The 25,388-nt window shown below is 60.5% G+C and carries 30 protein-coding genes and 1 pseudogene; 10 read left to right on the forward strand and 21 right to left on the reverse strand.

The genetic code is table 11. From position 1 onward, the window contains the following. Window positions 1-77: 77 nt before the first annotated feature. The 11 genes and pseudogenes from BLU63_RS02315 to BLU63_RS33600 all read right to left on the reverse strand — a co-directional run. Window positions 78-704, reverse strand: coding sequence for a recombinase family protein (locus BLU63_RS02315; protein WP_083374791.1), 627 nt, complete (start codon window positions 702-704; stop codon window positions 78-80). A 486-nt stretch (window positions 705-1,190) separates the two neighbouring features. After that, window positions 1,191-1,541, reverse strand: coding sequence for a hypothetical protein (locus tag BLU63_RS33225; RefSeq protein ID WP_231990931.1), 351 nt, complete (start codon window positions 1,539-1,541; stop codon window positions 1,191-1,193). A 17-nt stretch (window positions 1,542-1,558) separates the two neighbouring features. Then, the gene (locus tag BLU63_RS02330; RefSeq protein WP_053162053.1) at window positions 1,559-1,819 is read right to left on the reverse strand and encodes a hypothetical protein; all 261 of its coding nucleotides are present in this window, start codon (window positions 1,817-1,819) and stop codon (window positions 1,559-1,561) included. Between the two features lie 41 nt (window positions 1,820-1,860). Then, window positions 1,861-2,220, reverse strand: coding sequence for a hypothetical protein (locus BLU63_RS33230; protein WP_231990932.1), 360 nt, complete (start codon window positions 2,218-2,220; stop codon window positions 1,861-1,863). Between the two features lie 254 nt (window positions 2,221-2,474). Continuing rightward, the gene (locus BLU63_RS02340) at window positions 2,475-3,431 is read right to left on the reverse strand and encodes a hypothetical protein (protein WP_083374793.1); all 957 of its coding nucleotides are present in this window, start codon (window positions 3,429-3,431) and stop codon (window positions 2,475-2,477) included. Between the two features lie 21 nt (window positions 3,432-3,452). Next, a complete protein-coding gene (locus tag BLU63_RS02345) occupies window positions 3,453-3,710 on the reverse strand; it encodes a hypothetical protein (RefSeq protein WP_083374794.1) in 258 nt (85 codons plus the stop codon). Between the two features lie 87 nt (window positions 3,711-3,797). After that, window positions 3,798-4,139 carry a hypothetical protein gene (locus BLU63_RS02350; RefSeq protein WP_231990933.1) on the reverse strand — a complete coding sequence of 114 codons (342 nt, stop codon included), beginning with the start codon at window positions 4,137-4,139 and terminating at the stop codon, window positions 3,798-3,800. A 388-nt stretch (window positions 4,140-4,527) separates the two neighbouring features. After that, window positions 4,528-4,716 (reverse strand): hypothetical protein, encoded by a 189-nt coding sequence (locus tag BLU63_RS02355; protein ID WP_083374796.1) that lies wholly within the window; start codon window positions 4,714-4,716, stop codon window positions 4,528-4,530. 87 nt (window positions 4,717-4,803) lie between these two features. Then, on the reverse strand, window positions 4,804-5,646 hold the full coding sequence (locus BLU63_RS02360) for a helix-turn-helix domain-containing protein (protein ID WP_144443477.1): 843 nt from the start codon (window positions 5,644-5,646) through the stop codon (window positions 4,804-4,806). 385 nt (window positions 5,647-6,031) lie between these two features. Then, window positions 6,032-6,622, reverse strand: coding sequence for a site-specific integrase (locus tag BLU63_RS33235; protein WP_231990934.1), 591 nt, complete (start codon window positions 6,620-6,622; stop codon window positions 6,032-6,034). Between the two features lie 720 nt (window positions 6,623-7,342). Then, window positions 7,343-7,492 (reverse strand): annotated as a pseudogene (locus tag BLU63_RS33600) (DUF6538 domain-containing protein); the annotation flags it as partial. A 241-nt stretch (window positions 7,493-7,733) separates the two neighbouring features. Between BLU63_RS33600 and BLU63_RS02370 the strand changes: the two are divergent. Further along, window positions 7,734-8,579: an AAA family ATPase gene (locus tag BLU63_RS02370; RefSeq protein WP_010462104.1), complete on the forward strand. Its 846-nt coding sequence runs from the start codon at window positions 7,734-7,736 to the stop codon at window positions 8,577-8,579. Between the two features lie 13 nt (window positions 8,580-8,592). Then, window positions 8,593-9,771, forward strand: a complete 1,179-nt coding sequence (locus BLU63_RS02375; RefSeq protein ID WP_077749161.1) for a vWA domain-containing protein — start codon at window positions 8,593-8,595, stop codon at window positions 9,769-9,771. A gap of 112 nt (window positions 9,772-9,883) precedes the next feature. Here the strand turns inward: BLU63_RS02375 and BLU63_RS02380 are convergent, their stop codons facing one another. The 4 genes from BLU63_RS02380 to BLU63_RS02395 form a co-directional block, all read right to left on the reverse strand. Further along, the gene (locus BLU63_RS02380) at window positions 9,884-10,810 is read right to left on the reverse strand and encodes a 5-oxoprolinase subunit C family protein (protein WP_083374799.1); all 927 of its coding nucleotides are present in this window, start codon (window positions 10,808-10,810) and stop codon (window positions 9,884-9,886) included. Further along, window positions 10,807-11,511, reverse strand: a complete 705-nt coding sequence (gene pxpB, locus BLU63_RS02385) for a 5-oxoprolinase subunit PxpB (protein ID WP_083374800.1) — start codon at window positions 11,509-11,511, stop codon at window positions 10,807-10,809. The genes BLU63_RS02380 and pxpB overlap by 4 nt, the downstream gene beginning before the upstream one ends. After that, window positions 11,508-12,260 (reverse strand): 5-oxoprolinase subunit PxpA, encoded by a 753-nt coding sequence (locus tag BLU63_RS02390; protein WP_083374801.1) that lies wholly within the window; start codon window positions 12,258-12,260, stop codon window positions 11,508-11,510. Before BLU63_RS02390 ends, pxpB begins: the two co-directional genes overlap by 4 nt. A 62-nt stretch (window positions 12,261-12,322) precedes the next feature. After that, window positions 12,323-13,609 (reverse strand): MFS transporter, encoded by a 1,287-nt coding sequence (locus BLU63_RS02395; RefSeq protein ID WP_010462114.1) that lies wholly within the window; start codon window positions 13,607-13,609, stop codon window positions 12,323-12,325. A 147-nt stretch (window positions 13,610-13,756) separates the two neighbouring features. Here BLU63_RS02395 and BLU63_RS02400 point away from each other — a divergent pair, with 147 nt between their 5' ends. Then, window positions 13,757-14,671 (forward strand): LysR family transcriptional regulator, encoded by a 915-nt coding sequence (locus BLU63_RS02400; RefSeq protein ID WP_083374802.1) that lies wholly within the window; start codon window positions 13,757-13,759, stop codon window positions 14,669-14,671. 49 nt (window positions 14,672-14,720) lie between these two features. On the opposite strand, the gene BLU63_RS02405 is transcribed toward BLU63_RS02400, so the two are convergent. Genes BLU63_RS02405 through BLU63_RS02415 form a run of 3 tightly spaced genes read right to left on the reverse strand, consistent with a single transcriptional unit; the run spans window position 14,721 to window position 16,576 of the window. Next, the gene (locus BLU63_RS02405; protein ID WP_010462118.1) at window positions 14,721-15,263 is read right to left on the reverse strand and encodes a DUF2937 family protein; all 543 of its coding nucleotides are present in this window, start codon (window positions 15,261-15,263) and stop codon (window positions 14,721-14,723) included. Window positions 15,264-15,275: 12 nt separating this feature from the next. Beyond that, window positions 15,276-16,052 (reverse strand): class II glutamine amidotransferase, encoded by a 777-nt coding sequence (locus BLU63_RS02410; protein ID WP_083374803.1) that lies wholly within the window; start codon window positions 16,050-16,052, stop codon window positions 15,276-15,278. Window positions 16,053-16,078: 26 nt separating this feature from the next. Beyond that, entirely contained in the window at window positions 16,079-16,576 is a 498-nt protein-coding gene (locus BLU63_RS02415; RefSeq protein ID WP_010462122.1) for a hypothetical protein, read from the reverse strand. Window positions 16,577-16,833: 257 nt separating this feature from the next. Here BLU63_RS02415 and BLU63_RS02420 point away from each other — a divergent pair, with 257 nt between their 5' ends. Together BLU63_RS02420 and BLU63_RS02425 are read left to right on the forward strand one after the other, a co-directional pair. Further along, complete coding sequence (locus tag BLU63_RS02420; protein ID WP_083374804.1) at window positions 16,834-18,888, forward strand: S9 family peptidase; 2,055 nt, start codon at window positions 16,834-16,836, stop codon at window positions 18,886-18,888. Window positions 18,889-19,097: 209 nt separating this feature from the next. Further along, complete coding sequence (locus BLU63_RS02425; RefSeq protein ID WP_083374805.1) at window positions 19,098-19,571, forward strand: cyclic nucleotide-binding domain-containing protein; 474 nt, start codon at window positions 19,098-19,100, stop codon at window positions 19,569-19,571. Here BLU63_RS02425 and BLU63_RS02430 read toward each other — a convergent pair. Next, a complete protein-coding gene (locus tag BLU63_RS02430; RefSeq protein ID WP_010462128.1) occupies window positions 19,568-19,858 on the reverse strand; it encodes a hypothetical protein in 291 nt (96 codons plus the stop codon). The genes BLU63_RS02425 and BLU63_RS02430 overlap by 4 nt on opposite strands. A gap of 80 nt (window positions 19,859-19,938) precedes the next feature. On the opposite strand from BLU63_RS02430, the gene BLU63_RS02435 reads away from it, so the two are divergent. The 4 genes from BLU63_RS02435 to BLU63_RS02450 all read left to right on the forward strand — a co-directional run bounded on the left by BLU63_RS02435 (window position 19,939) and on the right by BLU63_RS02450 (window position 22,193). Then, window positions 19,939-20,625 carry a spermidine synthase gene (locus tag BLU63_RS02435; RefSeq protein ID WP_010462130.1) on the forward strand — a complete coding sequence of 229 codons (687 nt, stop codon included), beginning with the start codon at window positions 19,939-19,941 and terminating at the stop codon, window positions 20,623-20,625. A 48-nt stretch (window positions 20,626-20,673) separates the two neighbouring features. Further along, window positions 20,674-21,045: a YajD family HNH nuclease gene (locus BLU63_RS02440; protein WP_010462132.1), complete on the forward strand. Its 372-nt coding sequence runs from the start codon at window positions 20,674-20,676 to the stop codon at window positions 21,043-21,045. Window positions 21,046-21,252: 207 nt separating this feature from the next. Continuing rightward, the gene (locus BLU63_RS02445; protein ID WP_010462134.1) at window positions 21,253-21,723 is read left to right on the forward strand and encodes an RNA methyltransferase; all 471 of its coding nucleotides are present in this window, start codon (window positions 21,253-21,255) and stop codon (window positions 21,721-21,723) included. A gap of 92 nt (window positions 21,724-21,815) precedes the next feature. Continuing rightward, complete coding sequence (locus BLU63_RS02450) at window positions 21,816-22,193, forward strand: YgaP family membrane protein (RefSeq protein ID WP_083374806.1); 378 nt, start codon at window positions 21,816-21,818, stop codon at window positions 22,191-22,193. A gap of 111 nt (window positions 22,194-22,304) precedes the next feature. On the opposite strand, the gene BLU63_RS02455 is transcribed toward BLU63_RS02450, so the two are convergent. Together BLU63_RS02455 and BLU63_RS02460 are read right to left on the reverse strand one after the other, a co-directional pair. After that, window positions 22,305-23,534: a hypothetical protein gene (locus tag BLU63_RS02455; RefSeq protein WP_083374807.1), complete on the reverse strand. Its 1,230-nt coding sequence runs from the start codon at window positions 23,532-23,534 to the stop codon at window positions 22,305-22,307. A 103-nt stretch (window positions 23,535-23,637) separates the two neighbouring features. Next, complete coding sequence (locus BLU63_RS02460; protein WP_010462140.1) at window positions 23,638-24,087, reverse strand: YcgN family cysteine cluster protein; 450 nt, start codon at window positions 24,085-24,087, stop codon at window positions 23,638-23,640. 241 nt (window positions 24,088-24,328) lie between these two features. Here BLU63_RS02460 and BLU63_RS02465 point away from each other — a divergent pair, with 241 nt between their 5' ends. Beyond that, a complete protein-coding gene (locus BLU63_RS02465) occupies window positions 24,329-24,922 on the forward strand; it encodes a nitroreductase family protein (RefSeq protein WP_077749176.1) in 594 nt (197 codons plus the stop codon). The last annotated feature ends 466 nt before the right edge of the window (window positions 24,923-25,388 follow it).

The raw sequence follows: 25,388 nt of genomic DNA on the forward strand, positions 1-25,388 counted from the left end.
TCAAAGGGAATGCTCTCGCACCGTCCGGCTCTCTCGTTGTTTCAGACGGTGCACAGGGGTACTGCTTTCGGGTGCGCTCACTCCGGCACGGCCAGCTCCCGCTTAACGCGCTGCACCGTCTGCGTGCTGCATCCGATCAACTCGGCCACCTTGCGAATGCTCTTGCCGTCTGCCAGCAGCTCACGCACCCGCTGGTGCAGGCTCTGGTCTATCTGTCTGCCCTTGTACGCGCCTTCGGCCTTCGCCTTCTCGATACCCTGAGCTTGACGGCGGCGGCGGTCCTCATAGTCCTTACGGGCTACCGCAGCGAGCATATCCAGCAGCATCGTATTGATTGCGCCCAGCATCCGGCCCGTGAAGTCGTCACCCTTACGGGCGGGCTGCATTGCCTGATGTGACGTAGGCAGGTCCAACGCTACCACCAGCACGCCTTTGGCCTGGAGTTCGCCCCGGAGCTTCAACCAGTCCGACTCGTTCAGGCGTGCCAGCCGGTCTACCTGCTCAACCAGCAGCACGTCCCCCGGTTCACAGTCAGAGAGCAGACGGAACAACTCAGGGCGCTCCAGTGTGGCCCCGGACTCATTCTCGGTGTACCAGCTCGCCACACGCTGACCATGCTCAACAGCGAAGGCACGCAGCTGCTCCTTAGCGCGGGTGGCGTCCTGCTCGATAGTGGAAGCTCGGAGGTATGCACGGATCATCATGGCAATGCACTCGTGTTGATTTGGGTGTAGTGATTATTGGCGTGGTGATTAGAGTTGTCAAGCGGCTCATATCACCACGAATCAGTACAACCACACCCCATCCGACGAGTGGTGGCTCAGGTATACCCTTATCAACACATCCTTAGTGGCGCAGCTAACGAGATAGCTGCGCCCCGTCAGACGTTACTTCTTAGGCTTCGGCTTCGGCTTATCCTTTTCTTTTACCGTTTCCTTCGGTCTCCGCTTCGCCTCGGCCTCAGTCACGTACGTCCCGGTCACGGCATCACGATGTCTAGTAGGCATATCTACTCCTTAATGGCACGTCGCCACACCAGCGACGCTATCGAGGCTAGCTCAGGGTCGAACTTACGCAAGCACAGGGCGAAGGGCCACGGGGGCAATGGCGATGCTTTCAGTGGAGGGACCCCCTCGGGTGGATACAATATTTTTAGGTCGCAGCCCGGAGACGAAAAAGGGAAGCAGCCGTTAGGCCACTTCCATCTGCTGCTGTAGGTGCTGCTCCAGCAACTGGATCTGCTGCTCTCGCTCGTAGTGTTCCAGCAGGATTTCACGGACAACGCCAGCAGGGACAGTTTCGAGCTGCATATCCCACTTCATGAATCCGCCGAGGTCTTCGCCTTCCCAGCCGACGATCACCGACACGCAGTAATTCCGGGGCCAGATGCAGTGCCGCGCCATGCTCTTATCATGAGGCCAAGTCGGCTCACTCGGGCAGCCAGCCAGCACGCTGGGGGTACCGTTCACCAGAAGCCGCAGGCCGCTGGGCGAGGTGTCCGACAGCATGAACTCCTCATGCCAAGGCTTGATCTCCGGCATCTTGCTCCGGGCGCGGCTCATACCGACACCACAGCGGTGCGATGCTGGGCGCGGTGCAGTGCAAGCAGAACGTCCGCAGCCAGGTACTTGCTGCCCTCCAATGTGACGACGTACGTGCCTGAGTTTGTGCAACTACCCGCCACGTCGCCAGCTTCACGGCTACGGGTGCCGGTCGTGCCGTTCCAGCGAGCCCAACGCAGACCAGACGGCGAGGTCAGGTCAGGGGTAAACGCGGCGCGCAGGCCGATCAGGACGGTCTTAGTAATTCGTGCTTTCATAAAGTTCTCCAATGGGTGCGGCCCGCCCCAGTGGGCAGGCTCTAAGGTCGATTCATTTCAGATGCCGCAAGGGCTTGGGCGATACTGCGGACGCATAACGCCAGTTCTCGGTCTTGCTGGATAAGCGGTTCGATTGCAGCGCGGGACTGTTCAGGGTCGCCAGATAGCAGTGCATCAACCGCGAGCATCAGCGGCTCAGTGTCGAGAGCCACGGACCCGGCACGCAGCACGCAGCCACCCGAGAGGCAGTACCGACCGACGACCACAGGACCCAAGCGGTTCAGAATGGCTTTCTGATCCAGCAGGCGCTGGGTTCGCAAGTGGCGCTGCTGCCAGTTCTCGGAGGCGTTCTCATTCTTTGGCACGTACACGATCTGCCCGCTTGGTAGTGTCTTGAACACGCTAGGGACTCGGGCACCGTTACAGGCCCGGCACGTCAGGTTCCGGGTGTGCCGCTCGTTCCCGCCGCACTCTGTGCAATTCCAGCCATCGTCTAGGAAGGTCTTGGCGCCGGACATGACAGCCGCGTACCGGGCAGGCTTCATCACCCGCATGCTCTGTAGTCTCGCCTCATAACCCGGATACCCGAGACGCATCCTTATGAGGTCGTCGGCGGATGGGTGCTGCCCGCGCCGGAGCGCAGGCCGATCAGTACTCACACCAAGCCCCGGAGCTTGTCAGCGAAGCCCGCGCCAATTACCGGAGCAGGACGTGCTGCGCTGGCGCAATCGCGAGCTATACGGCGACGCTCGGCAACCGCACGGTCTTGACCAGCGGAGCAGGCTTCAACCGGAACCCAAGACTGACCAACGTATTTGCTGAGTACCCAACCCAGACCGGGTTGGACTTCGACGTTGTAAGAGCAGCCAGCAGTTGCAGTGCCCGGTCCCTCGAATGCAACGGTCCCTCGGGACTGGCAGGCATCTGCCCACTCCCCGGCAATCACACGCCAATCTTGGGTTCTGCCAGCAACCAGCGCCGGGACATTCACGGCAGGGCCTGCAAGGTTCTGAGCCATGCCCGCCCGCCCGGTGTCTACTAGCTCCAACAGAAACTGGAATTCCTCACTGCTCAGATGCTGACCCGCGTCGATGGCAGCCAGCTCCCCGACAGCGGCAACCCGCAAGCGGTCTTGCCAGTCGGTGTGAATAGCTTCCGCAGCGGTGCGCTCACGTAAAGCCAGATCGCTGCGCCGGTTCAAAAGAAGGCTGTTCAACGCGTGCGCGGCGAACACCCGCAAGGCGTACTCAAGATCATCGGCGGACTTAATATGCTCACCAGCCGCGGTGCGCAAAGCCTCGCTCAAGCGTCCGCCAGTGGCACGCATGATTGGGGAAACAGTCTCGTTAGCCGGGACGCCAGAGATGCGGGCGGTGCGTGCTGGTAGATCAGCGGCTACTGAAATGTCCTGCACCTTGCGTGCCTGAGCCAGCAGCGCTTCCAAGGCCGGAACCTCAGGGACACCGCCGGAGCGCTCGGCAGGAACTGGTGCAAGCACAAGTGCCGGGACGGGGACTGCACCGTCGAAAGTTAGCGGGGCCATTAGATCGGCATCGGACAGGCTCGCCAGTGCGGCGAGCTGGGCAGCGGATGGGGTTTTAAATGCGGTCATAGTCATCTCCTTGGGGTGGAATTACGGAGTAGGGGTTTCGCGGTACGCTTGGGCGAATGCATCCGAAACCTCGACAGATTCAGGATCAGTTCCACTGTTCTTCAGGTAGTAAGCAGTCAACGCGTAATCGCTTCGGGTCAGTTCCTTTCCATCAAGAATCTGCATTAGCTCATCCTCGTACTTCGCCTTCACGGCGGGGCGGGACGAACTGCGCAGATGGCTGGTGAGGAACTCAATGCGACGGCGCTCGGTGTAGCTCAGGCTGGATTTAGCGGCCATAGGTGGGCCTCCTTGTCAGGTGATGGGGATTCAGGGATTGGGTGGTTCAGCAGAGGATTGGCCGGGGCCAGGGTGAATCGGTGACGGTCAGTCTTGCGTATCCAGTTCCACGGCAATCTCAAGCAGCACGCCGACGTGGGCGAACAGGGGCCACGTCGGGTTCTGATCCACGAACGCACGGAACGAGCGACACCCCGTTACGGCGTACACGTCACGGATGGTCAGGCCGAGTCGCTCAGCGAATCGACCGAGGCGGCCACCGGTAGCGGTGACGTACCAAGCAGGGAGATGCACGCCTCGCGCACCCGCCAGCTCTCGCCAGTGCGTCTTGTCAGCGAAGTCGAGTTTCAGGTTCTCACGGGCGTAGTCCTGAGCCCTCTCGCGAGCAGCACTGGCGAGACAGGCATCAAGGTTCTGACGGCGATTCACGGAGTACGTGACAGTGAATCGGGATGGGGTTTGGATTCTTGCAGCGGGGACGGCACAGCCGGGTGTGTAGTGCATTCTGTTACCTCGTAATTATGGGTAGTTACTGGCCTTCACAGCACGATTAGACGCGCTGACTCATAGGACATAGATAGGTACATCAGGGGTTTACAGCGCAGCAGGCTGTGCAGCCACAGCCGGGAACTGGGGTGTTTCGATGAATCGGCGGGGTGTACGTCAGGCGTATTCAGCGATTGGGATCAAGCAGGTGGTCAGGGCGAACAGGAAGCCGAGGGCTTCCGTGCGAATAGGTGCCAGAGCCCGCGAAGGAGTACGCGTCTCTGGCGGCTGCATCCGACGACCAAATCGAATGCAGCAGAAAGGGTGCCGGTCAGCCTTTGGCCTTGAATGGGATGAACCCGGCTTTACGCTCCGTGAAGTACTCCACAGCGGTTTCAACCGAGCAGCCTAAGGCAGACTGCAACTCGGTGACGCTCAGGCCATCAGCGATGAGTCGCCGGGCTTGGGCTTCCTGTGAGATACCTGAGTCGTCAATGACTAGTACAAGTCTGCGTTTCATTCGATGTCCTCGGGTCAGGGAGTGAGTTCTGCTCTTGTTCTTTACAATGAAACTCGACGGTTTTGGGGTGTGACAAGTGTGACGCTGTCACACCTTGGCACGGCTCAGATGCTTGCGAACAGTGGCCGGATTCTGGCCCAGCGCCCGACCAATCTCAGACGCGTTCCTTCCTGCCGCCTTCAACCGTAAAGCCTCGGTCTTCCAGTCGATACCATCCTCGACCATCTCGATACGCTTATCATGGTTAGCGAGCTTTGCTTTCAAATCGGCAACTTCAGCGGCCATGCGTTTCTGCTCGGCTTGAATCGCGGCCAGCACACCTAGACCAGCGTGATAGCAGTCGCGGACTTTGCCAAGGCAGCTTGCCGTGGTGCCGTGGTGCATACCTGCTGCTGCCTGCATTCCAGTTTCGACTGTCTTCATAACGTCATGCCCTTTCAGCGACTCAAGCGCGGTTTCATTCATGGCGGTACGGTCGTACCGGGCGATTGCTCTGGCGTCATCAGCGGATACGCCGACTCGCTCAAGGTAATGGTTCGTGCGCAGGCGGGTGCCCGCTTGAATGTCGTCCAAGCCTTGGCTGATAACTCGGGTGTGGGCTTCCTGACTCAACCACGGGCGGCGCTTCAATCCGAAGTCAGCCGCGTCTTGCTTGTTCTCGGCGCTGCGCTGGCGTACACGCTCTTGGCGGCGCTGCCAGTACGTCTGTCCGTTGTGCACTGCCTTGCCCGACTCACCGGCGAACAGGTCCACGGCTCGCTTGTACTCAGGCGACTGTGACAGGAGCTGCAAGTTGATTGCTTTGCCTTGTACCAGCTCATTCCAGAACAGCGTTTCCATGTAGTTCAGTCCGTCCGGTGGCGCGGACGCCTCGAACATCGGGTCATCTGCAAACATCGGCTCCAGGTCGTTCATGTCTAATTCGGTCAATTCGTCAGTCTCCTTGTGTGTGTTGGTTTCCTCTTGGGGCTGATGGCTCTTGCAGAGGCTGGAACCCAGCAAAGCGCAGTTTCTTTCTGTCCCGCGTATAGGCACTAGCTATTGCTTGCGGATCGAAGGAAGCGGTTACTAGCCTCTCTCTCCCTTCAAAGGGGTAGCTATTGCAGAGTCGTTGCTAGCCTCTCCCTTCCACTAAGGGACTAGGCAAACGACAAAACGGCTATAGCCCTTGTAATACGTGGCTTGTAGCTGCCTCGTCATCCTTCCCTTTCCACTAAATGCGATTCTATTGCAGAGTCGTTGCTCGCCTTCTATCCTCGTTGACTGTCCTTCTATTGCGAAGGCTCTAGACCGGTGCGTTGCTGGGTGTGCACCCTCAGCTTGGGATTAGCGCCCGCACCTTCTCCAGCAGCTCACGCGGTCGGTCCAAAGGCTGGCTCCCACCGTAAATGCTCGTGGCTTTAGCGCCAGCAGCGGTATGGCCCAGCACCCCGCCGACTTCCTCCGCCGTAGCACCCACAACCCGCAGAAGGTCCGCGCAGGTGTGACGCTGGCTGTACAGCGACAGCCCGTCCCCCTCGCCAAGCAGACGGTTGAACACACGCGACACGTTCCGCACGCGCTGGCGAATCCGTCTATCACGCTGCACCGGAGTGGCATCCTTGGCTAGCCCAAGGCCCGCCAGCACCTCACGGAACATCCCAGCATCATCGGCATGCACAGGTATATCCCGGCGGGCAGCGGCGTTCTTACCGCCACTGAGCGCGGCCTTGAACACCAGCTCCCGATTGCCGAGAATGTCCACGCGATACCCCAGCGCCTCCGGTCCCTCTTGCAGCAGCTCCCCGGGTCGTAACCCGTACCGTGCCAGCAGGACAACCGTCGAGTGATGACCGCGCACTTGCTCCTTCATCTCGGTGTGCAGGTTCAGCATCCGATCCAAGGGAATACTTGAACGCTGGTTCACGTTCATTCCGCCACCGGATCGGACGGCTCTAGCGACTGCGCCAGCCCTCGGCAAAGTAATGCTCTGCCAGCCGGGAACGCGGCGCAGCACAGTGATTAATCCCGCAGCATCACCGTGCACAGACGTGGCCTTACCGCCCGCCTCCAGCCGCTCAGCACAGTACTGCATCACCCGCTCAAGCTGCTCCGCTTGAGTGCTAGGCCATGCAAGTACACGGCGCGTGAGGCTCTTTATCTTGCTCACCCGGCTCGGCCCTACGCCTTCGTAGTAATCATCAAGCACCGACTGGAACACCGCCTCGGTGACGGTATCGCTCGACACAGGAGCGGTGGGAGCAGCCCCGCCCGGTGCAGGAACATCAAACCGAGGGGGATTCCCGGCCAGAGTGTCGTCCAGTGCCCGCAGGAGCGTCCGCGCTGTCACCGGGTGCAGGTCCAGCCCCGGCAGCACCGTGCCATTGGCGTGCGCCTCTAGGGACGCTCTGCGCCACTCAAGCTCGGACTGCCAGCCGGACGACTGCATACGCTCAGTGATGTTCAGCGTGAAGCCCCGGACCATAGCGTCTAGATTCCCCAGCACCTCAGCGGCGGTCGGTGCTTGAGACTTCACGGCGGCAGGCTCTGTACTCGGTTGTGGCCCAGCTAATGCGGCCACTGCCTCATCACAGATCCGGTCGAACTCAACCGACACAGCGTGTGATAGGCGCAGCGCCTCCGACCGATCAGCAGTCCCCAAGGCTTTGCGGTACTCGTTCCGACCAATCAAGGCAGCTACATCTGCGGGAAAGCGTCGACGGTAGCTGTACCGACCGTCACGGCGGGCTAAATAGGACACTGGTATCTCCGGGGCACGTGTCGCAAGCACTTGCATGCGACGTACGGCACATCTAAACGCTGAATACTGGGGTATGTGTCACAGTGCCGAACCGCTGCGAACCTTACTGTACAAGGCTCTCAGCCGACCCGACAGTTCAGCAGTGTACCGGGCAGTCAGAGACTGAATAAGCCGTCTGCGTTCACAGTCGACCGGCCTGCGCGTTATAGTCGGGCACTACACTTATTGCGCCCCGCCCTGCCTGATTCAGGTCGGCTTACCGTTCGAGGATTAGCAGATGAAGTTCGAAGGCACCCAGGCCTACGTCGCCACCGATGACCTGAAGCTGGCGGTCAACGCCGCCATTACCCTGGAGCGTCCACTGCTGGTCAAGGGCGAGCCAGGCACCGGCAAAACCATGCTCGCCGAGCAATTGGCCGAGTCCTTCGGTGCAAAATTGATCACCTGGCACATCAAGTCCACCACCAAGGCGCATCAGGGCCTGTACGAGTACGACGCGGTCAGCCGCCTGCGTGACTCGCAACTGGGCACGGAAAAAGTCCACGACGTTCGCAACTACCTGAAAAAGGGCAAGCTCTGGGAAGCGTTCGAGTCCGAAGAGCGAGTGATTCTGCTGATCGACGAAATCGACAAGGCCGACATCGAGTTCCCGAACGACCTGCTGCAAGAACTCGACAAGATGGAGTTCTACGTTTACGAGATCGACGAAACCATCAAGGCCAAGAAACGCCCGATCATCATCATTACCTCCAACAACGAGAAAGAGCTGCCGGACGCCTTCCTGCGCCGCTGCTTCTTCCACTACATCGCGTTCCCGGATCGCGTGACGCTGCAGAAAATCGTCGACGTGCACTACCCGAACATCAAGAAAGACCTGGTCAGCGAAGCGCTGGACGTGTTCTTCGACGTGCGCAAGGTGCCGGGCCTGAAGAAGAAGCCGTCGACCTCGGAACTGGTGGACTGGCTGAAGCTGCTGATGGCCGACAACATCGGCGAAGCGGTACTGCGCGAACGCGATCCGACCAAAGCGATCCCACCCTTGGCAGGCGCCCTGGTGAAGAACGAACAGGATGTTCAATTGCTTGAGCGCCTGGCGTTCATGAGCCGTCGCGGCACCCGCTAAGAGGCTGATCGCCATGCTGCTCAACCTGTTCAATGAAATGCGCGCAGCCAAGGTGCCGGTCTCGGTGCGTGAGCTTCTGGACCTGATCAATGCGCTGAAACAACGCGTGACCTTCGCCGACATGGACGAGTTCTATTACCTGTCCCGGGCGATTCTGGTGAAGGACGAACGGCATTTCGACAAGTTCGACCGCGCGTTCGGCGCCTACTTCAATGGCCTGGAGAAACTCGACGATCACCTTCAGGCCTTGATTCCTGAAGATTGGCTGCGCAAGGAATTCGAGCGTTCCCTGACCGAAGAAGAACGGGCCGCGATCCAGTCCCTCGGCGGTCTGGACAAGCTGATCGAAGAATTCAAGAAACGCCTCGAAGAACAGAAAGAACGCCATGCCGGCGGTAACAAATGGATCGGCACCGGCGGCACCAGTCCGTTTGGCTCCGGCGGCTTCAACCCGGAAGGCATTCGCGTCGGCGATGCCGGCAAGCGCCAGGGCAAAGCGGTCAAGGTGTGGGATCAGCGCGAGTACAAGAACCTCGACGATTCGGTGGAACTGGGCACGCGCAACATCAAGGTCGCCCTGCGCCGCTTGCGCAAATTTGCCCGTCAGGGTGCGGCGGAAGAGCTGGACATCGACGGCACTATCGACCACACCGCGCGCGATGCCGGCCTGCTGAATATCCAGATGCGGCCGGAGCGGCGTAACACCGTCAAGCTGTTGCTGCTGTTCGACATCGGCGGCTCGATGGACGCGCATGTGAAGATCTGCGAGGAACTGTTCTCGGCCTGCAAGACCGAGTTCAAGCACCTGGAGTACTTCTACTTCCACAACTTCATTTATGAGTCTGTGTGGAAGAACAACATGCGCCGCACTTCCGAGCGCACGTCGACCCAGGACCTGCTGCACAAGTACGGCGCCGACTACAAAGTGATCTTCATTGGTGACGCTGCGATGGCGCCGTATGAAATCACCCAGGCCGGCGGCAGCGTCGAGCACTGGAACGAAGAAGCCGGTTATGTGTGGATGCAGCGGTTCATGGAGAAGTACAAGAAGGTCATCTGGATCAACCCCTATCCGAAAGATACGTGGGGGTATACATCGTCGACCAATATTGTGCGGGACTTGATTGACGACCAGATGTACCCGTTGACGTTGCGGGGGTTGGAGGAAGGGATGCGGTTTCTTTCCAAATAGAGATTTTTGTTGTCTGTGAAAACGTCTTCGCGGGCAAGCCTCGCTCCTACAGGTTTCTGTGTTCGTGCATCGTGCACCAACCCTGTAGGAGCGAGGCTTGCCCGCGAAGCTTTTAGCGGTTTGAAAATCGCTGCAAATACTCGACCTGTTCGCGATGCGCCACCTCCTGCACCACAGGCCGCAACCGCACTTTCGCCCCCGGCAAGCACTGCGCCAGCCGCGCGAGTGCCAACGGCGTCAACGCCCCCAATCGCGGATAACCGCCAATGGTCTGCCGATCATTGAGCAACACAATCGGCTGCCCGTCCGGCGGGACCTGGACCGCGCCTAGCGGGATGCCTTCGGAAATCATCGGCTGGCCCTGATACTGCAACGGCGTTCCCAGCAAGCGAATGCCCATGCGATCGGCACGGCTGTCGAGGGTCCAGACGCTGTTGAACGCATCGAACAGACTTTGCCCGCTGAACTCACCGATCTGCGCGCCGAGGACCACATCCAGTGGCGAATCGACTTTGAAATTAGGCCGGTGTTCTGCCGGTAACTCCCGCAGCAATAACAGCGCACTCCCGCGATAGCTCAACGGCGCGCCTTTGGCCAATGGCCGGCCCATACCATCCAGGCCGCCGAGTTCTTCACGGACCACCGTCGCGCTGCTGCCCAACACCTTTGGCGCGTCAAACCCGCCCGGTGCCGCCAGATAGGCTCGCGCCCCGAGCAGCGGTTGAGTGAATTGCAATCGCTGGCCCTTGTTCAGCCGGAAACTGCGCCACGGCGCCAATGCCTCGCCATCCACTTTCGCGCCCAGGTCCGCCCCGGCCAGCGCCAACACGCAGTCTTCCTCGGCTACGACGCTGAAACCGCCGAAGGTGATTTCAATCACCGGCGCATCAAGGCCATTGCCCAACAACCAATTGGCCCACGACATCGAACGCCAATCCAGCCCGCCGCCCTGGGTCACACCCAGATGCCGCACGCCGAAACGACCCGCGTCCTGCAACAGGCACAGCGGCGTACTCGCCTCAATCAATAGACGGCTCATGCCTGGGCCTCCAATGGCGTGTCGTCACCGCCCAGGTTGATGAACTGCGCATGGTCGACCGCTTCAAAGCGCACGGTGTCACCCGGTTGCATCAGGCTGTAACCATCGCGTTCGCGGTCGAACAATTTGGCGGGCGTGCGGCCGATCAGGTTCCAGCCGCCGGGGGACACCACCGGGTAGGCGGCGGTTTGCCGCTCGGCGATGCCGACACTGCCGGCCGCCACCTTTTTACGCGGCGTATTCAGGCGCGGCGCGGCGAGCACTTCTTCCACCAGCCCCATGAAAGCGAACCCCGGCGCGAAACCCAGGGCGAACACTTGATACTCGCGCTCGCTGTGGCGGCGGATCACCTCGTCCACCGACAGCCCGCTGCGCTGAGACAACAAGCTCAACTCCGGACCGACGCTCAAGTCATACCAGACCGGCAGCACATGGCATTTACCGCGAGTGCTCGCGTTGGGCGACAGGTCGATCAGCGCTTGGGCGATCAATTCCCGGGCTTGAGTCGGACTCAACGCGGTCAGGTCGTAATGCACCATCAACGTCGTGTAAGACGGCACCAGATCAATCAGATGCCCGGCAAACGCAGCGCGCAGGTTTTCGCTGGCCGCCAGCATCCACGGCATGTTGGCTTCGGCAATTTCATCGAACAGACGCACCATCAGGCAATCCAGCGCCACCACCTCAACCCGCAGTTTCATGGTGCGCTCTGCTGATCAAGGGCTTCGCGAATCCGCCGCACCGCCGCCACCGAACTGGCGTTGTCACCGTGGACGCACAGGGTGTTGGCCTGCAAGTGCAAGGCGCTGCCGTCGCTGGCGGTGAGGTTGTCGCCACGGGCGATGGTCAGCGCTTGCTCGATAATGGTTTCGGGATCGTGGTGCACCGCCCCCGGCAGTTGCCGTGAAACCAGCATGCCGGCACTGTCGTAGGCACGGTCGGCGAAGGCTTCGAACCACAAGGTCACGCCGTATTCATCACCCAGTTGCTGGGCGGCGCTGTTGTCGCGCGTGGCCATGAGCATCAGCGGCAAGGTCCGGTCATACGCCGCCACGGCCTGAAGCACCGCGCGCAATTGCGCCGGGTTGGCCATCATGTCGTTGTACATTGCGCCGTGGGGTTTGACGTAACTGACGCGCCCGCCTTGGGCCCGGCAGATGCCGTCGAGGGCGCCGATCTGGTAATGCAAAATGTCCTGAAGTTCCTGGGCGGTGTAGGCCATGGAGCGGCGGCCGAAACCCACCAGGTCCTGATAGGCCGGGTGCGCGCCGATCTGCACGCCGTTACTCAGGGCCAGGCCGACGGTCTTGCGCATGATGCTCGGGTCGCCGGCATGGAAGCCGCAGGCGATGTTGGCGCAATCGATGAAGGGCATGACCTCGGCGTCCAGACCCATGGTCCAGTTGCCGAAACTCTCGCCGATGTCGCAATTCAATAGCAGGCGGCTCACGGTGAACACTCCTGTAGGCATTTTCTTTTTTTGCTGTCGGGCAGATACCCGCAGATTATCAGCTACTCGGCTTCAAGTTGTTTGCCACGGGTTTCCGGCAAGCTCAACGCAGCAAGGATCACCACACCGTAGGACACCGCCGCAAAAGCCCCGATGCCTACGCTCAATGGCACCTTCTGGCTCATCAAACCGATCAGCAACGGAAACAACGCCGCCAGGGCCCGCCCGATGTTGTAGCAAAAGCCCTGCCCCGAACCGCGAATCCGTGTCGGAAACAGCTCGGTCAAAAACGCGCCCATGCCACTGAAAATCCCCGAGGCGAAGAAGCCCAGCGGGAAGCCCAGCCACAGCATCACGCCGTTACTGACCGGCAACTGGGTGTAGAGCAACACGATGGTGAACGAGCCGACGGCGAACAGGATGAAGTTTCGTTTGCGGCCGAGGATGTCCGTCAAATAGGCACTGATGACGTAGCCGACGTAGGAACCGACGATCACCATCGCCAGATAACCGCCCGTGCCGAGTACGCTTAAACCGCGCTCGTTTTTCAGAAACGTCGGCAGCCAGGACGTGATCGCGTAGTAACCGCCCAGTGCGCCCGTGGTCAGCACCGAAGCGCGAATCGTGGTGAAGAGGATACCGGGGGCGAAGATCTCGTAGAACTTCGCGGCGTTGCCCGGCTCCTGCTTGGCCTTGGCTTCGCGGTAGATTTCCGGGTCCTTGACCAGTCGACGGACGAAGATCACGAAAATCGCCGGCACGATGCCGAGGATGAACAGCGCACGCCAGGCATCTTCCGGCGGCAATACCGAGAACAGCAGCGCATAGAGAATCGCCGTCAGCCCCCAACCCAGCGCCCAGCCCGATTGCACCATGCCCACGGCCTTGCCGCGGTCTTTGGCGCGAATCACCTCGCCCATCAGCACTGCGCCGGCGGTCCACTCACCGCCAAAACCGAAGCCCATCAAGGTACGGCTGATCAACAGTTGCTCGTAGTTTTGCGCGAAGCCGCAGAGGAAGGTGAAGAAGGCGAACCACAGCACCGTCAGTTGCAAGGTGCGCACACGGCCGATGCGGTCCGACAGAATCCCCGCCACCCAACCACCGATGGCCGACGCAATGAGCGTGCTGGTATGGATCAGCCCGGCCTCGCCAGTCGTGATGCCCCACATGGCAATCAGGGTCGGCACCACGAAGCTGAGCATCTGGGTGTCCATGCCGTCCAGGCCATAGCCGATCTTGCAGCTCCAGAAGGTGCGGCGTTCCTGCTGATTGATGTTGCGGTACCAGTCGAAAGGTCCCGGCCGAGACGTGGCTTTGGGGATGTCGAGCGTGTCGGGCGCACTCATGGCAACTCTCCGTGCAAATTTTATTGGTATTGTTCTGAGCCCCGACGACGCCTATCGTGGGAACCGGATGGCCTGATTTTTGGTTGTCCGGCCCTGCTGCGTCCAACTAATAAAAACCCGCCCTAGGCATAAGAAAAACTTAACGCCATGAACCTGAAATTTCTCGAGACCTTTGTCTGGGTCGCCCGACTCAAGAGTTTCCGCCTGACGGCTGACAAGCTCTTCACCACCCAGGCGTCGATTTCCAGCCGCATCGCGGTGCTCGAAGGCGAGCTCGGGGTGAAGTTATTTCTGCGCGACTCGCGGGGGGTGAGCCTGACGCCCGAAGGCTTGAAAGTGCTCGAGTACGCTGAGCAGATGATGGACACCATGCAAGCCCTCAAGCAGTCGATCGAGACGCGCTCAAGCAAGGTCGGGCGCGTGCGGATCGGCGTGATGGACACGGTGATTCACACGTGGCTGAGCCCGTTGGTGGCACAGATGATGGATCACTATCCGCGGGTGGAAATCGAGCTGGTGGCCGATACGGCGCTCAACCTCTGCGATCAGCTGCAAAAAGGCTTTCTCGATCTGATCCTGCAAACCGATCTGGTGCGTCAGGAAAGCGTGCGCAGCCTTGAACTGGCGAGCCATCCGATGGGCTGGATTGTCGCCAGCAATTCGATCTACAACCGTGGGTACACCGGCATTGCCGATCTGGCGCGCGAGCGGATCATTACCTACTCGAAAAACTCACATCCGCATCAGGACATTCTGAGCCTGATGCAGGCGAACGGGGTCATGACGCCGCGGCTGAACTGCGTGAACTCGGTGTCGGCGATTACCCGGTTGCTGCGCGACGGATTCGGCATTGGTGCGTTGCCGCCGGTTCTGGTGGCCGAGGAACTGGGGCGAGGGGAATTGACTTTGCTGGCCATCGATCAACAGCTGCCTAATTTGCAGGTCGTGGTGTCGTGGCGGGTGGGTGTGGAGTGGGTCGAGGAGATTGTTGCGTTGTGTCAGCAGGTGCTGGAGGGGTATGCGCGCAAGGTGGGTGAAGACTACATCGTCCTCGCACGCTGATCGGCGCTGATGATGATCGCTCCCACGCTCTGCGTGGGAGCGATCAGTGTTACAGGCCGCGCACATCCCGATCTTCGATCGGCCGGCTCTGGCGCAGGCGTTTGCCGCCCAGCACCACCCAGTCGATCAGACGGAACAGGCATTCAATGCCGAAGGACAGCAGCAACGCACCGCTCATGCCCCAGATCATCGCTTCCGGTGTCAGCAGGATCTGGTAGCTGTAGCCATTCCAGGTTTCCTTGCGGATATCCGGATCCGCCGCCAATGCGACCTGCAGAACGCGGATGTACCACGGGCCCTGCATGGCGTGGAACTGTTTATCGAGCGCCACCTGACGGCTGAGCAAGGTGCTCAGGCTCTCGGCGTCGCTGCGGAAAATCGGGTCCTCACTGGCGCGGTAATGGGCGACCAGCGCCTGCATATCGCCCTTGAAGAACTGATTGGCGGTGCCCTGGAAACCGCTCAGGCTGGTTTGCGCCTCAATCAGATGCGCTTCGACCCGTTTCGCGTAATCGCTGATGAATCCGGGCACCTGGACACCGATCAACAGGCCCGCCGCAAACAACACCAGCCGTAGATAACTGAGCAACATCGGGTGAGATCCTTATTCGGTCTTGCCCTGGCTGACGCATTCGCCGCGTCGCCAGAGGCTCCATTGGCCCGGTTCGTAGCGGGTCCAGGTTTCGTTTTCAGTCAGGGGTTCGGTGGCGATCACCGTGACCACATCGTTAGGCGTGGTTTCGGCCTGGAAGTCGACGATCACATCGACATCCTTCAACCGCGCAGGGCCGAATGGCGCGCGACGGGTGATCTGGGCCAATTTGGTCGAGCAATAGCAGAACAGCCAGTCGCCGTCGCTCAACAGGCAGTTGAACACGCCTTTGCTGCGGTATTCGGCGCAAGCGGCGACCAGGTCCGGCAGCAGCGCTTCGATCTCGACCGGTTCTGGAAACGCTGCGCGCACCCGATTGAGCAGGTCACAGAACGCCGCTTCGCTGTCGGTGTCACCGACGGGGCGATAAAAGCTTTTGATCGGCTGAAAATCCGCCAGCTGACCGTTATGGGCGAAACACCAGTTGCGGCCCCACAGCTCACGCACGAAAGGGTGCGTGTTGGACAGGCAGACCTTGCCCACGTTGGCCTGACGGATATGCCCGATCACCACTTCGCTTTTGATCGGATAGCGCTGCACCAGATTCGCCACTTCTGACTCGCTGCTGGCCGCCGGGTCCTGAAACAACCGCAGACCGCGCCCCTCATAGAAAGCGATGCCCCAACCGTCACGGTGCGGACCGGTGCGGCCGCCGCGCTGCATCAGCCCGGTGAAGCTGAACACGATATCGGTCGGCACATTGGCGCTCATGCCCAATAACTCACACATGCTCGGACTCTCGCTTCAAGGCCGGATTACAAACGCGGTTCGACCCGCAATCGCTGAGGGTTGCTCGGCACTGGCGGACGACCGTAACGATCATCGCCGGCACCGCCGAACGGATGATCGTCGTCAGGATCGTCGGCCCGGGCGGCGGCCTTGGCGGCGGCGGCCTGTTCCTTGCGAGCGTTGGAAGCCCGTTCAATAGGGAACCGGATCGCCACGAACACCAGATAAATGCCAAAAGCGATCATGCCGTACATGAACAGGTCGGAAACCGCCCGCCAAGCGTTGTTGCCCACCTTGAACAGCAGATCGAGCGCAGTGATGGCGATGGCCGGGGCCACTTTTTCCTTCACCGGGTCGATGATGGTCGGGCTGAATAGCAGTACGGCGACCAGCAGCCGCAGCGGTTCACGCAGCCAACGCCACATCCAGCGGGTGATGCGCATCCACACCAACAGGCAGCCTAAAGCGGCAAAGGCGTAGAGGCCCCAAGCGATCAGATAGTCGTTCTCGGTCATGGTGTCCATGGCAAGGCAGGCAAAGAGGCGCTTATAGTAACGACTTTTCGCCCGTCAGGCGTAATCCATGTGGGAGCGAACTGTGGCGAGGGAGCTTGCTCCCGTTCGGCTGCGAAGCAGTCGCAGCGCTTTTGGGGTCGCTTCGCAACCCAGCGGGAGCAAGCTCCCTCGCCACACAGGCTCACTCCCACAGGGTCTGCACAGGCATCAATATTTGCATTGCGCCTGCAAAACCCTATTTTTCGTACAACGTCCGAGAGTCCTTCATGCCCTTATCCGCCAACGTCACCAGCGCCCCGATTGCCCACAAGGCCGACGGCCCTGACCCGTATGCCTGGCTGCAGGAGCGCGACACCGACGCGGTGCTCGACTACCTCAAGGCTGAAAACAGCTACCAAGAGGCGCAGACCGCCGATCAGGCCGGGCTGCGCGAAACCCTGTTCGAGGAGATCAAGGGCCGGATTCTCGAAACCGACCTGTCGCTGCCCTCCCCTTGGGGCCCGTACCTGTATTACACGCGCACCACCGCCGGTGACGAATACGCCCGCCACTACCGCTGCCCACGCCCGGCCGATGACAGCCTGCAACTCGACGAAAGCCAGGAACAGCTGCTGCTGGACCCGAACGAACTGGCCAATGGCGGCTTCTTTTCCCTCGGCGCCTTCAGCATCAGCCCGGATCACCAGCGTCTGGCCTACAGCATCGATTCCACGGGCGATGAGATCTACACGCTGTTCGTGAAGGAATTGTCCAACGGCCGTGTCAGCGAACTTGAGTTCCAGGATTGCGACGGCAGCATGACCTGGGCCAATGACAGCCTGACGCTGTTTTTCGGCGAGCTGGACGACACCCACCGTCCGCACAAACTGCTGCGCTATCGACTGGACGGCACGGCGGCCGAAGAAGTGTTCAACGAGCCGGACGGCCGCTTCTTCCTGCATTGCTATCGCTCCAGCTCCGAACAGCAATTGCTGCTGTCGCTGGGCAGCAAGACCACCAGCGAAGTCTGGGCCCTCGACGCCTCGCAGCCGCAGCAGGCCTTCACTTGCCTGGCGCCACGGGTTGAAGACCATGAATACGACGTCGACCACGGCACGCTGAACGGCGAGTGGGCCTGGTTCATCCGCACCAATCGCGACGGCATCAACTTTGCTCTGTACACCGCCGTGGATACCGGTGTTGCGCCCACCGAGGCCGACTGGCAGAACCTGATCCCCCACAGCGACAGCACGATGATCGAGGGCATGAGCCTGAACGTCGGCGCGATGACGTTGAGCCTGCGGGTCGGTGGCTTGCCGGTGATTGAAGTCCACCCGCAGGATTTACCGAGCTACCGTGTGCAACTGCCGGATGCGGCGTACAGCCTGCATGTGCAGAACAGCCTGGAGTTTGTCAGCGAGCGGATCCGCCTGCGTTACGAAGCCCTGAACCGTCCGGCGCAAATTCGCCAGCTGGAGCTGGACAGTGGCGAGCAGAAAGTACTCAAGGAAACCCCGGTGCTCGGCCCGTTCGACGCCGACGCCTACGTCAGCCAGCGCCTGTGGGCGAAGGCACCCGATGGCACGCAAGTACCGATCAGCCTGGTGGTCAAGCGCGAAGCACTCGGTCAGCCGACGCCCCTGTATCTCTACGGCTACGGCGCTTACGGCGAAAGCCTTGACCCGTGGTTCTCTCATGCCCGCTTGAGCTTGCTGGATCGCGGCGTGGCGTTTGCGATTGCCCACGTACGGGGCGGCGGTGAACTGGGCGAGGCCTGGTATCGCGCCGGCAAGCAGGAACACAAGCACAACACCTTCAGCGACTTTATCGCCTGTGCCGAGCACCTGATCGACAACGGCTTCACCACCTCAGCACAATTGGCGATCAGCGGCGGCAGTGCCGGCGGGTTGCTGATCGGCGCGGTACTCAATCAGCGACCCGAGCTGTTTGGCGCGGCCATTGCCGAAGTGCCGTTCGTCGACGTGCTCAACACCATGCTCGACCCGGACCTGCCGCTGACCGTCACCGAATACGACGAGTGGGGCAATCCTGAAGAACCGGACGTTTATGAGCGGATCAAGGCGTATGCCCCATATGAAAACGTCACCGCGCAAGCCTATCCGGCGACCCTGGTGATCGCCGGCTACAACGACAGCCGCGTGCAGTACTGGGAAGCGGCGAAGTGGGTGGCGAAATTGCGCGCGACCAAAACCGACACCAATCCCCTGTTGCTCAAGACTGAACTGGGCGCCGGGCATGGCGGGATGAGCGGTCGTTATCAGGGATTACGTGACGTAGCGCTCGAATACGCATTTGTTTTCAAGGTTTTGGGGATTGCCTGAGGAACTTGGCCCGGTGTTTCGGTCTTAAGACCAGACACCGGGCCCAATACAACACAACTCCCTTGTGGGAGCGAGCCTGCTCGCGATAGCGGACTTTCAGTCAATAATTGCGTGACTGACACACTGCAATCGCGAGCAGGCTCGCTCCCACAGGGATTGGGGATGTCCCGAACAACCGGAACCAGACACAAGAAAAAGACCGTGCCGACATGTCAGAACCGACCTTACTGAACAACGAAATCCGCGACTGGCTGATGGACTGCGGCCTGTTCGATCAATTGCTGCCGGCAGACTTCGCCGCGGCCTCCGGCTACTTCAGCATCAGCACCATCGCCGAAGGCGAAGAGATTTTCCATGAGGGTGATGCCGGCAGCTTCATGTGCATCATCCACACCGGCCAGGTGTCGGTGCAGAAGACCAACGGCGACGGGCAGCTGGTGACCATGGCCACCCTGCGCAGCGGTCGCTCGTTCGGCGAAATGGCGGTGCTTGATGGCGAGCGCCGCTCGGCCAGTTGCGTGGCCGCCAGCAACTGCCAACTGCTGAACCTGGGCAAGGACTCTCTGGAAAAAATGATCAACGAGGCGCCGAAAATCGCCGCCAAGATCATCCGCGCCCTCGCTATTGCTCTGTCCAAACGCTTGCGCATGGCCGACGGGCAACTGCTCTCGCAGCAGGTTTAACCGCCTGGGGTTTTGGTTTTCGTGCTGTTCGGCTCAATCCCCGGCACCGGTTGATCCTTGGTCGGCGGACTGGGCATCTCGATCGGCACCAGCGGTGGGCCGCCACTGCCAGGCCCGGCCTTGGGCAAGGTGGTCGGGGTAATGGGCGGATACGGCGTCGGGGTCGCCGTGCCGGGCGAACCGGGCATCGGCGCAGGGCTTGCTGGAATGGTTTGCAACTGCTGGGCCTGCACTGCACTTATCGAGAGCGCGGCCAAGGCAATGACCGTTAGAATGGTGCGCTTCATCAATGGCTCCGTTGGCCTTGTTGTCATTGGCAGGCTACTCCCAACTGCCTCTGTTTGCCTTCCCCCAATTTGAGATTTCCATGAAACGTTTCGTTCTGCTCGACACCGCCCCTATCCCTGAAAACGGCGGCGCCTTGTGCCTGTTCGAGTATGGCGAGGATTTCGTCATCAAGATCCAGGGCGGCGACGGCGGGCAATTGATGAACACCCGCATGCACGGCTCAGAAGATGCCCTGGCCGAGATCCCGTGTCGCAAAGTGGCCGGCCGGCCGAACTCGCGAGTGCTGATCGGCGGCCTCGGCATGGGTTTTACCCTCGCTTCGGCCCTCAAGCATTTGGGCAAGACCGCTGAAGTGGTGGTCGCCGAGCTGGTGCCTGGCGTGGTGGAATGGAATCGCGGGCCGTTGGGCGAGAAAGCCGGCAATCCGCTGCTCGACCCGCGCACCGTGATTCGCCTGGAAGACGTGGCCAAAGTCCTGCAAGCCGAGCCGCAAGGTTTCGACGCGATCATGCTCGACGTCGACAACGGCCCCGAAGGCCTGACTCAACGGGCCAACAGCTGGCTTTACTCAGCCGGTGGCCTGAGCGCCTGCGCCAAGGCCCTGCGGCCCAAAGGCGTGCTGGCGGTGTGGTCGGCCAGCGCCGACAAGCAGTTTTCCGACAAGCTGAAGAAGGCCGGTTTCAAGGCCGAAGAAGTCCAGGTCTTCGCCCACGGCAACAAAGGCACCCGCCACACCATCTGGATTGCCGAGAAGCTCAAGGGCTGAGCTAAACTCACGCCATAACCGTCATTAGTCTTTTACAAAGGTGAACCCATGAGTTCGTCAACGCCGACCAATACCTCGAAGCTGGATCGCATCCTCGCCGACAACCAGCGCGACAAGGAAATGGGTTACCGCGACAAAGCCCTGAAGATGTACCCGCATGTGTGCGGCCGCTGCGCCCGCGAGTTCTCCGGCAAACGCCTGAGCGAGTTGACCGTGCACCACCGCGACCACAACCACGACAACAACCCGCAGGACGGCTCGAACTGGGAATTGTTGTGCCTGTATTGCCACGACAACGAACACTCGCGGTATACCGACCAGCAGTATTTTCACGAAGGCTCGCTGAGCACGCCGAAAATCGCCAAGGCGACGCATAACCCGTTTGCGGCGTTGGCCGGTCTGATGAAAAAAGACGACTGAAGACTTTCATTCGCTGGACAGGCCTCTTCGCGGGCAAGCCTCGCTCCTACGGATATATGTCGTTCACCCAATTGTGATCGACTCTGTCCCTGTAGGAGCGAGGCTTGCCCGCGAAGACAATCTCCCGGTCACCACCAATCTCCAAACCGGACACCCCTCCCCCAATCCCCGTATAATCGCCGTTTTTTCCCCGAAGGCACCCCGCTCGTGGCAGACAAACGGTACAGCTGCATTGGTTTGTATAACCCCAAATCACCGGAAAACGTCGGCTCGGTCATGCGCGCCGCCGGCTGCTATGGCGTCGCGTCCGTGTTCTACACCGGCAAGCGTTATGAACGCGCCGCCGACTTCGTCACCGACACCAAGCGCGTCCACTACGACATCCCGCTGATCGGCATCGACGATTTGAAAAAAATCCTGCCCTTGGGCTGTGTGCCCGTCGCGGTGGAACTGGTCGAAGGCGCCCGCTCGCTGCCGGAATACACCCACCCTGACCGCGCCCTGTACATCTTCGGCCCGGAAGACGGTTCGCTGGATAAAGAGATTCGCGACTGGTGCGAAGACGTGGTCTACATCCCGACCACCGGCTGCATGAACCTGGCAGCCACGGTCAACGTCGTGCTCTACGACCGCATGGCCAAGGGGCTCAACACCCGCTCCGGGGCAAAATTCCGCTGAATCACCGCACATTCGATGGAACAAGCCGACCGCCCCGGCAGTCAGCTTATCTATCTATTGTTGAAGCAGCCTTGCCTGCCAGGAGACAGATCATGAGCGAACTCAAGCGCGTAGAACGCATCGAATCCACCCCGTTCCAGACTCATTCCGAGCAGAACGTTCACGGCTGGGAACGTGTCGGCTCCCTGGCCGGCGGCGTGCTGATGATGGGCAAGGGCCTGCGTCGCGGCGGGTTTTTCGGGTTGATCCAGGTGGCCATCGGCGGCGTCGCCCTGGCTCGCGGGATTACCGGGCACAGCTCGGCGAAAAGCCTGCTGGAGAAAAGCCGCCAGGACATGAACAACGTTCGGGCGAAGATCGAGCGGGCCGGGGAAGAGTTGGGCAAGTTGAAGGCGAATGCCGAGGCGGCGACGCAAACCGCTACGGTGACAGGCAACGATTCGTTGAAGTCGCCGAAGACCGGGGGTTGATCCGGGATTTTTGCTGAGGCTGACGGCCTCTTCGCGGGCAAGCCTCGCTCCTACAGAATTGGTGTGATCACATGAACCCTGTAGGAGCGAGGCTTGCCCGCGAAGACGGTTTTACTGAAGCAACTCGGTATCAAGGACCTTGGAAGACTCGCCAATCACGCTTTCCGCGAGCTGAACAAACTCTTTGGTATCCACACTCCCCAGATGCATCGCCCCGCGCAACACATCATCAAGCGAGCGCTTGTTGCGCGTTTTCAAACGAATCTCGCGATCCAGTTCCTGTAGCAACAACACCGCTTTGGAGACCTGCGCCGGGTTCGCCTGTTCGCCACGCAACGTGGTGACTTTCTGGCTGTCCTTGACCAACCGGCGGTGCAAACTCTCAAACCGCTCATCACTCATGCCACCCGCACGGCGCACCAGTTCGATGGCGTAATACTCGGCAAACCCTTCACTGATCCAGTCACTGCGCTGTTTATCGTTGATCCGCCCGAACACCTGCGCCAATTCACGCACCACCGCGCTGGTCCCGCTTTCACTGACCAACGGCAGGCGCGTATTGAGATAGATCGACTCACGCGCGGCCAGGCTGCCGCGCCACATCGGGTCGTTGGCGCCGACGATCAGCAGTTTGACGGGATGACGGGGAAACACGGCTTGAACCTGCGGCCAGACAAAGGTCAGCAGCGTCAGCACGTCCATGCGGCGCATGCCCTGGCCTTGGGGCGAGGCGACGGTGACTTCGGTTTCCCCAAGCCTGGTGCGACGGCTGCCGAGGTGGCCGGCGAGCATCCAGCCCGTGGGCCGGTCGAACAGTCGAGAGACGTTATCGATGCGGAATTTGTTCTTGCCGATGCGCGGCCAGGCGGTCTCGACGCTTTTCCAGCCGCTGGGCAATTCAAATTCAAGGCGTGACACCAGCTCGATGCCGTCCTGCTGATCGAGTCTGGCCGGCGGCACCAGGTCGTCGCCGCGCATCAGTGCCCAGGTTGGCGTCATGCGCGTATCGAAGCTGCCGCTCTTGCGTCCATGGCTGATGCGCACGCGGTAAGTCAGGCTGGCCTTGTCAGTGGCCGGACGCCAAACGCCGCGCGTCTGCTTGCCCGTCGTGAGTTGCCATTGGCCGTCGGCCTTGAAGTCGCTGTAGTGGCTGCCGTCGCCCAGATCGAAATCCAGACTGCGCACCGCCGAGCCTTGGGCCAGCGTCAGCCGCACTTCGGCCTGATCGCTTTGCGGCAACAGGCGCACGTGATAATCCAGATCGACCTTCTTCGCCGCCCACACGGACGAACTCAGGGCCAGTAGCCCGACGGCCAGCGCCCGCCGCAATCGCACAGCCATACACACTCCTGTTGTGGCGAGCGAGCTTGCTCGCGCCGGGCTGCGAAGCGGCCCCTTTTTTTGTCGTTACTGCCTGTTGGTGGCCACACATGCAGTGGGGCATTCAGCCCGCGCGAAAGATCAGATGGTCTTCCCAGTCATCCTCGGACACGCTGCCTTCGGCGAGCATGCGCCCGGACTGGGAAATGCGTTCATGGTGCACCGCATCGCGATCACCGCACACCAGGTGATGCCACAGGGGCAAGTCCTTGCCTTCACTGACCAATCGATAGCCGCAGGTCGGCGGCAACCAGCGGAATTCTTCGGCCTTGCCCGGCGTGAGCTGGATGCAGTCCGGCACAAAGTCACGACGGTTCGGGTAGTCGGTGCACTGGCAGGTTTTCAGGTCCAGCAGTTTGCAGGCGATGCGCGTGTAATAGACCGAGTTGTCCTCTTCATCTTCGAGCTTTTGCAGGCAGCACAGACCGCACCCGTCGCACAGCGATTCCCACTCCTGCGGATCGAGTTGATCGAGGGTTTTGCGTATCCAGAACGGTTCGACTTTGGCGGCCATGGTTCGAGCATCAACATCAGGTGGTGAAAAGGCCGCCAGTCTAGTGCCAAGGCCCTTGCGGGCCAAGCATTGGCGACTGCCGGTAGATCGGGCTTGTCAGTTTTTGCGCCGCCACGTAGTTTTGCCAGTCGCAAGGAGCCATGCCCAAATGCCATTAACGCTCAACCGCGTTGCATTCAGGTGAACTGCGCCTGCGGGTTCTAGACGCCCCTCACTTTCAAACGAAGCAAGGAATCTCTTGATGAGTGCAAACCCACGCGTTGCCGAGTATGCGATCCACCCTCAGTTCACCGATCGCTGGTCGCCCCGCGCCTTCACCGGCGAAACCATTCCCGAAGAAACCCTGTTGAGCTTCTTCGAAGCCGCACGCTGGGCGCCATCGGCCTACAACTCCCAGCCTTGGCGGTTTCTCTACGCGCGCCGCGATACGCCGAACTGGGAGCGTTTTCTGGGCCTGCTGAATGAATTCAACCGCGGCTGGGCGCAACACGCCTCGGCATTGGTGATCGTGATCTCTAAAACCACCTTCGCGGTACCCGGCGCCACCGAAGAGACCCCGGCCCTGTGGCACACCTTCGACACCGGTTCGGCCTGGGGCCATCTGGCGCTGCAAGCGAGCATCAGCGGCTGGCACACCCACGGCATGGCCGGTTTCGACCAGGACCTGACCCGCAAAGAGCTGAACATTCCTGAAGGTTACGCACTGCACGCGGCAGTAGCCGTGGGCAAACTGGGCGATAAAGCGACGCTGGCCGATTACCTGCAAGCGCGCGAAGAACCAAGCCCGCGTCGCCCACTGAGCGAACTGGCGGCCGAAGGCGATTTCACCCTCTAAGCCACAGCGCAAAAGAAATTCGGGAGCGAGTCTCTTGCGATGGCGGTGTATCAGTCTCCGTCAATATTGACTGACAGACCGCTATCGCGAGCAGGCTCGCTCCCACAGTTGATTCCTGGTGTTCACAAAATAGTGGATTCACAGCACAACCCATGTGGGAGCGAGCCTGCTCGCGTTGAGGCCGTCACATTCAACATCAACGTTGACTGTCACACCGCTATCGCGAGCAGGCTCGCTCCCACAGTTGATTCCTGGTGCTCACAAAATAGTGGATTCACAGCACAACCCATGTGGGAGCGAGCCTGCTCGCGATGAGGCCGTCACATTCAACATCAACGTTGACTGTCACACCGCCATCGCGAGCAGGCTCGCTCCTACAGTTGATTCCTGGTGTTCACAAAATAGTGGATTCACAGCACAACCCATGTGGGAGCGAGCCTGCTCGCGTTGAGGCCGTCACATTCAA

The organism is Pseudomonas mandelii (assembly GCF_900106065.1).
GTDB classification, from domain to species: Bacteria; Pseudomonadota; Gammaproteobacteria; order Pseudomonadales; family Pseudomonadaceae; genus Aquipseudomonas; species Aquipseudomonas mandelii.